We start from the raw sequence: 9,690 nt of genomic DNA, 5'->3' as shown, positions 1-9,690 counted from the left end.
CGGCGTCAACCGGCGCTGGTACGGCAGGCTTGGCCGCATCACCCGCCAGCCGCGCGGCCGGGTGATGATCGCGCTGAACCTGGCGCTGGCGGCGGTGATGCTGGCGCTGCTGGGTTCGAGCATAATCGTCTCGCGCGACGTCTTCGGCTTGCCGCCGATCATCTCGCCTGTCTGCTGGTCATAGGTGAAAAGCCCGAACTTGGTCGCAATCACCACCTCGTCGCGGACCGGCTGGAGCGCCTCGCCAACCACTTCCTCGCTGTAGAACGGCCCGTACATCTCGGCTGTGTCGAAGAAGGTGCAGCCCCGGTCCACCGAGGCACGGCCCAGGGCCACGGCGTCGGAGCGCGGCATGGCCGGACCGAAGACCTGCGCCATCAACATGCACCCAAGTCCGACCGACGAGACTTCGAGCGACCCAAGCATTCGGGTGGGGGCGGCAGTTTGCGCCATGGCCTGGCTGCCCAGAAGCGCCGCCGATGCAATCCCGGCGGAGGTGGTTTGCAGGAAGGTACGGCGGTCTATGCCTTTTGCGGTGTCAGGCCGACCGTTCAGGTTCCGCGTCATCGAACTTCTCCTCGTGTTTGGTTCTCATGTTTCAAAGGCCGCCAGCCCGCCGTGGGGCGCTGCCGGTACGGGATCACTCGGTCATCGGGCGATCCAGTCGGTAGGCTGCGACGTAACCTGCCCGCAACTGGGGGATCACCAGCAGCGTCCCCGAGCCCGACAGGGCGCCGGATTCCGGCTCGGTCCTGCCGATCTCGATGACGCCCGCCTCGCCAAGCGCTAGGACACGCCCCGTCGGGTTGTCGTTCCAGACGAGCATGCCATCGAGTTGCACGACGCCGTCCACGCTCGCGCTCCGCTTCGTGGCCTTGATCTGGCTGATGTTGCCCGTCGCGGGGTCGACGGACAGAAGCCCTCCGGGCGCAGTCACACTGAAGTCGGCGGGGTTGAGATTATCACCCATGGTTCCCACGACGATCCGGTCAGCGGACCAGACGATGCCGTTGGCGGCCGGCGTGGTTCCGGGAGGGGAGAGCCAGGCTGCGACGCCGTTGCGGACCTGCATCACGCCACCCGCAATCGTATCCGTGACGTAAAGCGTTCCGCCAGGTCCTGCGGCAATGTCATTGGGCAGTCGTGCCTCGGGCAATAGGATCGGGTCCAAAAGTCGCCCGGTGGCGATGTCGATGACCTGCAAACCCACGGCGCCGTCGACGACATAGAGCCTCCCGCCCGATACGGTCATGCCGAACGGATTCACGAGGCCTGTTACCCAGTCCAGTGCAATAGGTGTGCCATTGGCGGCGATCAGGGCGATCCGACCGTCTGCCCCGGTGCCGCCCGCGCCACGGTCGGAAATGGCGATGGTACCGTCGGGTAGGACCTCGGTCGCCTCGGGAAAAACGAAACCGTCCACCCGCCAGAGCTCGGCAAGGCCCTCCGCTTGCGCCGCGGAATGCAGAAACGCGGAGAAAAAGAACGCGGCCACGCCAAGGCGAAAGACGGGGCCGATCGACTTGAGGACCGGGACGGCCACGAGGGCGGAAGGCGGAAATCGGATCAACTGACCATATCCTCCGTCGGTTCGCATCGCTCTTGCGCCCCCTGCGTTGCGGGGTGGGGCCGCCGCATCTGCGTGAAGCGGCCGCTCGGGAGGCTGTCGTCTACTCAGCCGAAACGGGTTCGACGTTGTCGTCGATCCAGTCCAGGATCAGGTCGGCGATCTCCAGATTGTTGCTGTCCATCATCAGGACGTGGCTGTTGCCGGTGATCCCGAGATCGGGCGGATAGAGCATGGTGGCATTTCCGCCCGCGGCGTTCACCTGATCGATGAACTGGACACAGGAGTCGTAGGCGTTCTGCCACGAGAAATCGCCAAGGCCGGTCGTCAGATCCAGATGGTCGCCGAACACGGCAAGGATGGGGATCTGGGTGAAGGTCTGCATGTCCTCTTCGGTCCACGGAGTATACAGGCACCCGCCCGGCTCGACGAGGATCATGCCCGCGATATCGGAAGGGTCGGTCGCTGCGGCGTTGAGCGGCACGGCGCCGGTTTCCGAATGGCCCATCAACACCGCGCCACCGACATCGCTGGCCAGATCGGACATGGCCTGATGGTTCGGGTTGGGCGTCGGCAGGAAGGCGTTGAGATCGGGGATAGCCTGGCGCGACATCTCGTCGGCATACTCGATGGGAAACTGACCGTCATTGAAGGCCTGCCCGAAAGAAGGCCCGATGCGGAACTGGGTCCAGTTCAACTCGTCCGCCTGGCGGAAGACGTTGGGCAGGTCGGAGGGTGGCCGAATCCCGGCCCGCACGTCGTTGTAGATGCCGGGATCGAAGCCCGAGCGCCCGCGCGAAATCTGGTCGGGCACATAGCTCGGATGTCCCTGCCGCACGAAATACTCGAACCAGCCCATGCGGCCATCGGGCGTCGTGTCATAGGTCTTGCCGCTGAGTGTTGCTCCATGCAGCATCACCACCGGAACGCCCGTCACTTCGGCCGGAACCATGAAATCGACATACATCTGGTTGACGGTGATGTTGCCGCCTTCGGCAGGGGGCGGGCCGAAGATGGTGGACAGCTGGGCTGGCGTCCGCTCAACGCTTTCGCCGCCGACAAGGAAGCTGCCGCGAGATTGAAGAACCAGTGGCTCGGACGGGGCCTGAACCTCGGACAAGTCCTGTGCCATTGCGGCGGTTGTTAGTGACAGCAGAAGTGCGGTTGTTGAAAGGATGCCCATCGATCGTTTCGTCATTCTGCCGTTCCCCAATCGAGTGGCAGCGTTGTGGTGGCCTGCACCATGCTGCGGGTGGTTTCGTCCCAGGCGCTCGGCGCGGGTGCCGAGGCAACCTCGGGGAAGTGCTGATAGGGCAGTAACGGCAGGTTCAGCGTGGAGTTGTGCTCCGGCCCCCAGAGAACCTGATAGGTGCCTCCGGGCAGCGTTGCGGCCTGCGGCGCAGTCAGTCGGCAGGGTTCCGAGACCATCGGCAGCTCGCCCTCGGCCGGGCAGACATCGGCGCCGCTTTGCGTTGTCAGTTCCAGTCGCAGGCTGTGTCCCGGCGCGACGCCCCATTGCCGCACCGCCAGGAACAGGTCGAAGCGTGTGGGCTGGTCGGGCGTCAGATAGTTGTCGCTCAAGAGTTCCGGCCATGGCCAGGTGATCGTACCATCGCCTTCGATCCACGACTTGCTGTTGGCAAGCCGACTCTGGCTTCCCAGGACCGAGCCCATGCTGATGCGCTCGGCAGATCCGTCAGGCGCGACGTCGTAGAGGTTCGCGATCATTTCGAGGTTGGTGTTGCTGGAAGCGGCGTAGATCGTTGCGCTGATCGGACCGGCGATGGTCGCACCTTCCGCGAAGGGCGGGGTGGTGTAGGCAAGGTGGCCGTTCTCGGCCTCGGGGTTGCCCCAGTCGAGCCGCGCAGAGCCCTGACCGGCTGGCGGCACCCCAGTCAGCGCGCCATCGGGACCGAGATGCCATTCCGCTGTGTCCGGAGCGACCGGATAACCGGCGAGATTGACCCAGCGGTCAGTACCCTTCTCGAATAGATGCATCGGGGCCGATGTGTCGCCGATGCCGGTATCGACGCCCTTCAGCCAGGTCTCGAACCATTGCAGGTAAACCCCTGCGTCCAGGCCCTTGGCATGACCCCAGTCGCCGACGATGATCTGCCAGCGCGGGTCGGCTTCGTCGGTGTCCATCGGCGCGAAGACGGGGTGCCCGGCAGCAGCGTTCTGCATCGCCAGATAGGCGTGGATGCCGCCGATCTCGTTGATGTCGCTCCACCCGGTCCACAAAAGGGTGGGAATACCGTTCTCAACGATGCCTTCGGCCCGGCTCAGCGGCAGGCGATCCTGCCAGTAGCCGTCATAGGCCTCCGGCCCACCTGCCATCACGCCCTCGACAAAGCCCGCAAAATAGTCGCGGACCGAGGGCTGATCGCCCATCAGATAGGTCGCGCGCGGCCCGTAGGAGTTGAGCGCGGCATTCGGCAGGCCGTTTGTCGTCCAGACCTGACGGTGCTGCATATCAAGCCCGATGCAGGCCGCGACCACCGCCTTCAGGGGGGACTCCGGACCGACCCCCGCGGCCGTGGCCAGCCCCGTCCCGCCGGGATATGAGCAGCCCAGAAGGCCGACCCGGCCGTCCGATCCGTCTAACGCCGCAGCCCAGTCCACCACCTCAGCCCCGTCGCGGCCGTCCTGCGAGGTGAACTGCTGCATCTCGCCTTGCGACCCGCCGGTGCCGCGCGGACGGATCAGGGCGTAAATATAGCCATGCTCGGTCAGGTAGGGGTTCGGGCCGACGGGCTCGGCCAGCCGCAAATAGGGGGAGAACTCCACGATCACCGGGAAGTCCCCCTCGGCCTGCTGGCCGGTTGCCCGATCGGTTGGCCGGGCGACGACACCGACCAGTTCGGTGCCGTCCGACAGAGTGATGGAAACCTCCTCGGTCAAGGTCGCTGCGTATCGGGCCTCACCCGGCTCCCACACCCGTCCGGGATAGGAGGTCTGGGCCTCGGCAGCGGCACCAGCCAGCGCAGCAGTTGCGACCAGAGTAGTCAGAACAGGATTTGCCTTGTGTGTCATCGCAACCTCCGAGGTTTGCCGGTTGGGACGCCCGCATAGATCATTCGTTTTCCCTGGCCTTGCTGTCGGGGCGGTTGCCAGCGACCGGCAATGCCTCCAGCGCGGTGCGGAATTCGGCCAGTTCTTCTCCGGTGAAGCTGACTTCGGTCGCGCCCCAGTTCTCGCGCATATGCGGCCATTTCGTCGTGCCCGGGATAGGAACGATGAAGTCGCGCTGTGCCAGCACCCAGGCCAGCGCGATCTGCACCGGCGTCGCGTCCTTGCGCTGTGCCCAGTCGCGGGCCAGCGCCACCACGGCCATGTTGGTTTCCAACGCCTCTGGGGCGAAGAACGGCACGTTGGCCCGACGATCCTGTGAGGCGAACCGCGTGTATTCGTTCATGTTGTCGGCCAGCAGGCCGCGCATCGTCGGCCCCCAGGGCACAAATCCCACCCCAAGTTCGGCGCAGGTGTCCAGCATGGCGACCTCGGGCAGACGTTCGAGAAGGGAGTATTCGCTCTGCACGGCCGCGACCGGTGTGACCGCATGGGCTCCGCGCAGCGTCTCGGGGTTCACCTCGGAAACTCCGAATTCGCGAACCTTGCCCTCTGCAATCAGATCCCCGACGGCCCCTGCGATGTCTGCGATCGGCACGTTCGGGTCCATCCGGTGCAGGTAGAGCAGGTCGATCCGGTCGGTCCGGAGCCGGCCCAGTATGCCCTCGACAGCTTGCTTGATGTGATCGGGCTGGCTGTTGCGACCGGCATAGCCGCCGTTGGCATTGAAGGAGAAGCCGAACTTGGAGGCCAGAACCACCTCGTCGCGGATCGGCTCCAGTGCCTCTCCAACGATTTCCTCGCTGATGAACGGGCCATAGATTTCGGCGGTATCGTAGAAGGTCACGCCCATATCGTGCGTGTCACGGATCAGCCGGACCATCTCGTCGCGTGCGGGTGGCGGGTTGTAGAAACCGGGCGCCATCGCCATGCAGCCGAGCCCGATGGGCGAAACTTCAAGGGAGCCGAGCTGCCGCGTGCCGGCTGTGGCGGCTGTCGGTTGACCTGTCTGCGCCTGGGCGCCAGTCGCCAGCGAGGCAAGACCGAGCGCGGCACCGCTTGCCAGGATCGCGCGGCGGGAGAGGTCGGAGGTGGGTTTCATATCGGTGGTCATGTCGGTTCTCCTTCGTGGTGAATTGGGGAGGTCAGCGGCCGGTGGTGGCGAGCAGATGAGCCGGATAGCGCTCACCCTCGATATGGATGGCAGCCGCTGCGGTCTCGATTTCGGTCAGATCGTCTGCTGTCAGTTCGACATCCGCCGCGCCGAGGTTTTCTTCCAGCCGGTGCAGCTTCGTCGTGCCGGGGATCGGCACGATCCACGGGCGCCGTGCCAGCAGCCATGCGAGCGCGATTTGCGCCGGTGTCGCCTGCTTCGCGGCACCGATCCGCTTCAGCAGATCCACGAGCGCCTGGTTCTTTTCCATCGCCTCGGGAGCAAATCGTGGCAGACCTTTGCGGAAGTCGCCCTCCGCGAGCCTGGTTTCCCGGCCAATCGTTCCGGTCAGGAAGCCCTTGCCGAGCGGGCTGTAGGGGACGAGCCCGATGCCGAGTTCCTCGCAGGCCTGGAGGATGCCGTTCGTCTCGACGCCTCGGGTCCAGAGCGAATACTCGTTCTGAAGCGCAGCGATTGGCTGGACCGCATGCGCGCGCCGCACCGTCGCCGCAGACGGCTCCGACAAGCCGAAATGCTTCACCTTGCCGGCCGCGATCAGGTCTTTCACCGTGCCGGCGACGTCCTCGATCGGCACGTTCGGATCGACGCGGTGCTGGTAGAACAGGTCGATCTGCTCGATGCCGAGCCGCTTGAGCGACCCATCGGCCACCTTGCGGATCTGCTCGGGCCGGCTGTTCATGCCCGCCATCCGGCCGCCCTCGATATCGAAGCCGAACTTGGTGGCGATCACCACCCGCTCGCGGACCGGTCGCAGGGCCTCTCCGACGATCTCCTCGTTGGTGTAGGGTCCATAGACCTCGGCAGTGTCGAAGAAGGTCACGCCGCGGTCCACCGCCGCGCGGATCAGCGCGATGGCGTCCTGCGCCCCAAGCGCATGGCCATAGCTGAAGTTGAGGCCCATGCAGCCGAAACCGAGGGCCGAAACCTCAAGGCCGCTTTTGCCAAGCGTTCGCGTTTTCATAGGAGTGTCTCCTCTCGCGGTCGCCGCCTTAGTCCGCATAGCGGTAGAGGGCGGCACGGTTGAATGGATCGATCTGCAGCGTGGCGATCTCGGCATCCGCGGCGGCGCGGAAGGCACTGATCGGCTCGCATTGGGCGTCGATCCGCATGGTGGTGCGGCTGTCGGCGTCAAATGGCCGCCACTCCGGCATCCGTTCATTGTTCGGGTTGCCGCTCCGGGCAAAGCTGACGAAGGCCGCCATCATGTTCAGCGCCGCTTCGCGTGGCCCGTCTCCGGGTCCGACCATCGCGCCCGCCGCATCGACGGTGCCAAAGGCAAAGGGGATGTCCACCGCATGGGGCGAGCCCAGAACGCCGCCGTCGGCGGGGATCGTCCAGGCGAAGTCATAGAGCCAGACAGGCGCCTGACCCGCCGTGCCGGAACGCGTCTCGGCCGCGCGCGTCAGGGGCAGCCGGAACTGCACATCCGAGGCGACCGCGATCAGGATGTCAGAGGGCGTCATGTCGGGAGCATCCGCGCGATAGGCCGCCATGATCGCGTCGACCCGCGCATCATCGATGCCGAAGACCTGCGCCATCCGGGCGCGCATCTGCGCTTCGGTCAGGTCGAAGTTGCGCATGTCGCTGCGGAAGAACAGCGTGGCCTCGGTCTCGGTATGGCCCAACATCAGCGGCACCGATGCGTGCATCGCCATGCCTTCGGGCGTCATGGCGCGCGTTGTGATGTGGCGCCTGTCGATCACCGGCCGCGCGCCTTCGAAGGATGCGGCGACCGCACGGCCCCGCGCCTCGATAATGGTTTCGTGCGGAATGTCCTGAAGCGCTGCCAGATTGTCAGGCGCCACGCCCAGCTCGGCCAGCAGCGCATCGACATAGGGCACCATGTCCTCGGCCGGGTCGATGGCCAGCCCCGCCGCGCCGCTCATCGAGATCGCGCGGTGAAACAGGCCCTGCGCCGCAGGCATCGCAAGCAGGATCATGATCTTCGAACCGCCACCGGATTGACCGAGCACTGTGACATTGCCCGGATCGCCGCCGAACGCGGCGATGTTGCCCTGTACCCATTCCAGCGCCGCCACGATGTCCAGCATCCCGGCGTTGGCCGCGTCGGCGAAATCGGGGTCATGCGCGCCCAGATGGGTGAAGCCAAAGGCGTTCAAACGGTGGTTGATCGTCACCACGACCACGTCACCGAAGGTCGCAAGGTTGGCGCCGTTCAGACCTTCGCCACCGCCGCCGCCATTTATGTAGCCGCCGCCGTGAATGTAGAACATCACCGGCCGACGGGCTTCCGGGTTCAGGTCGGGGGTGAAGACGTTGAGGACGAGGCAATCCTCGCCCTGCGGCTGATCCTGGTAGTACCACTCGAATACCGGATCGTCCTTGCCCAGCGTGCTCGGCACCTGGGGTGCCAGCGGGCCATAGCCCGTGGCGTCACGTTCGCCCTGCCAGGCGGGCACCGGTTGCGGCGCACGGAACCGGTTCGCACCTGCCGTGTCGGCGGCATAGGGTACGCCGAGAAAGGCCAATGCGCCCTGGTCCCGCATGCCGCGCAACGTACCGGCAGCGACACGTGCTGTGACTGGTTGGGCCGCGAGAACCGGGAGTGCCGGAATCGCAATGCTGGCAGCCGTGACCGACAAGAACGCGCGGCGGCTCAAACTGGGTGACAGGGGCATGGGGATCCTCTCCGTTCGGCAGACGAGAGAAAGATAACGTTGGGTCTGTCAAACGATAACCCAATGGATGCGGGATGGGTCTATAAGCAAACCCGCTTAATCAGCCACGCCACCGCAGCGTCTTCACCACGAGATCAAAGGCGCGCGAGTGCTGGTGGCGGCTTGGATAGTAAAGAAAGAACCCCGGAAACTCCGCGCACCAGTCGGACAGAACACTGACCATTTCCCCCGTCTCCAGGAGCGGGACAGCGAAATCCTGCAGCATCCATGCAAGCCCGAACCCCCGCCGAGCCGCATCGATCTGCACGTCGCGATTGTTGCAGATTATCCGCCCCGAGACGCGAACGTTGATCTCCTCACGGCCCTTCTTGAACTCCCAGGGGATCGGCGCGCGGGCTGTCGGCATGCGGATCTGGATGCACTCGTGCGATGTCAGATCGCGGGGATGCTGCGGCGTACCGAAGCGTTCGAGATAATCGCGCGAGGCCACGACCAACATCCTCTCCGGTGGGCCGATGGCGACGGAGATCATGTCCTTGTCCACCTGTTCGCCCAGCCGTACCCCGGCATCGAACCGCTCGCCGACGATATCGACAAGGGCGGCGTTGGAATCGATCTCGATCTTCAGGTCGGGATACTGCGCCATCAGCGGTGCCAGCTTGGGCCAGAGGATCGTTTCCGTCGGATGCGAACTCGCTGAAATCCGCACTGTACCGGCCGGCTGTTCGGACAGGCCGCGCAGCCGGTTCAGATCGTCGGCGATGGCCTGCAGCCGCGGCTCGGCCGCCTCAAGCAACTGCTGTCCCAACTCCGTGGGGCTGACCTTGCGCGTCGTCCGCGACAAGAGCCGCATCTGCAACCGCTCCTCAAGGTTGCGAACCGTCTGGCTGAGCGCGGATTGCGAAACGCCCATCTTCTTGGCAGCCTTGGTAAAGCTCTGCTCTCGCGCGACGACGATGAAGGCGGCGATGTCGTCGTAGACCCGGTCCGGCATGGAAGCTCCTGCTTTTAACAGCAAATAACATATGATGGAGTGGTTATTGATCCAATCTGCTAATGAGTTAGGTGCGGATGCTCGTCGCCACCAGCGCAACCAGGCGAATTCTGTCATGGAGATGGTGTGGATGCCGCTCTCCCCTGACGGCATCGCGATGTGCCAAACTCGTGGTGTCGAAGCACAAGCTGTAGGAGAGGGCATCCAGGGGAGAAGTTAGCATCATCGGCGTCGATCTGGCAAAGAA

Annotated in this window: 9 protein-coding genes; all 9 read right to left on the bottom strand. The window is 64.8% G+C overall.

Translation table 11 applies throughout. From position 1 onward, the window contains the following. Positions 1-567 (bottom strand): aldo/keto reductase (locus tag ACK5IR_RS05760; RefSeq protein WP_416926810.1); only part of this gene is annotated, 567 nt, incomplete at its 3' end. Between the two features lie 73 nt (positions 568-640). Further along, a complete protein-coding gene (locus ACK5IR_RS05755) occupies positions 641-1,570 on the bottom strand; it encodes a hypothetical protein (protein WP_416926808.1) in 930 nt (309 codons plus the stop codon). A 100-nt stretch (positions 1,571-1,670) separates the two neighbouring features. After that, the gene (locus tag ACK5IR_RS05750; RefSeq protein WP_416926806.1) at positions 1,671-2,765 is read right to left on the bottom strand and encodes a hypothetical protein; all 1,095 of its coding nucleotides are present in this window, start codon (positions 2,763-2,765) and stop codon (positions 1,671-1,673) included. Continuing rightward, positions 2,762-4,600, bottom strand: a complete 1,839-nt coding sequence (locus ACK5IR_RS05745; protein ID WP_416926804.1) for a CocE/NonD family hydrolase — start codon at positions 4,598-4,600, stop codon at positions 2,762-2,764. The genes ACK5IR_RS05750 and ACK5IR_RS05745 overlap by 4 nt, the downstream gene beginning before the upstream one ends. A gap of 40 nt (positions 4,601-4,640) precedes the next feature. Further along, positions 4,641-5,750 (bottom strand): aldo/keto reductase, encoded by a 1,110-nt coding sequence (locus tag ACK5IR_RS05740; protein WP_416926802.1) that lies wholly within the window; start codon positions 5,748-5,750, stop codon positions 4,641-4,643. A 31-nt stretch (positions 5,751-5,781) separates the two neighbouring features. After that, positions 5,782-6,771, bottom strand: a complete 990-nt coding sequence (locus ACK5IR_RS05735) for an aldo/keto reductase (RefSeq protein ID WP_416926800.1) — start codon at positions 6,769-6,771, stop codon at positions 5,782-5,784. 28 nt (positions 6,772-6,799) lie between these two features. Continuing rightward, positions 6,800-8,449, bottom strand: a complete 1,650-nt coding sequence (locus tag ACK5IR_RS05730; RefSeq protein WP_416926798.1) for a carboxylesterase/lipase family protein — start codon at positions 8,447-8,449, stop codon at positions 6,800-6,802. Between the two features lie 100 nt (positions 8,450-8,549). Continuing rightward, on the bottom strand, positions 8,550-9,560 hold the full coding sequence (locus ACK5IR_RS05725; protein ID WP_416926796.1) for a LysR family transcriptional regulator: 1,011 nt from the start codon (positions 9,558-9,560) through the stop codon (positions 8,550-8,552). Beyond that, a partial coding sequence (locus ACK5IR_RS05720; protein WP_416926794.1) for a hypothetical protein occupies positions 9,511-9,690 on the bottom strand: 180 nt, incomplete at its 5' end. The genes ACK5IR_RS05720 and ACK5IR_RS05725, both read right to left, overlap by 50 nt.

Origin of the sequence: Tropicimonas sp. (assembly GCF_047971885.1) — a bacterium.
Lineage (GTDB): Bacteria > Pseudomonadota > Alphaproteobacteria > Rhodobacterales > Rhodobacteraceae > Tropicimonas.
The sequence above is the reverse complement of the archived record's forward strand: the minus strand, read 5'-3'. Positions and strand labels throughout refer to the sequence as shown.

Bases quoted from the DNA above. Each gene is read 5' to 3' on its own strand.
- ACK5IR_RS05750 (WP_416926806.1), bottom strand. From the start codon at position 2,765: ATGACGAAACGATCGATGGGCATCCTTTCAACAACCGCACTTCTGCTG.
- ACK5IR_RS05745 (WP_416926804.1), bottom strand. From the start codon at position 4,600: ATGACACACAAGGCAAATCCTGTTCTGACTACTCTGGTCGCAACTGCT.
- ACK5IR_RS05740 (WP_416926802.1), bottom strand. From the start codon at position 5,750: ATGACCACCGATATGAAACCCACCTCCGACCTCTCCCGCCGCGCGATC.
- ACK5IR_RS05735 (WP_416926800.1), bottom strand. From the start codon at position 6,771: ATGAAAACGCGAACGCTTGGCAAAAGCGGCCTTGAGGTTTCGGCCCTC.
- ACK5IR_RS05730 (WP_416926798.1), bottom strand. From the start codon at position 8,449: ATGCCCCTGTCACCCAGTTTGAGCCGCCGCGCGTTCTTGTCGGTCACG.
- ACK5IR_RS05725 (WP_416926796.1), bottom strand. From the start codon at position 9,560: ATGACAGAATTCGCCTGGTTGCGCTGGTGGCGACGAGCATCCGCACCT.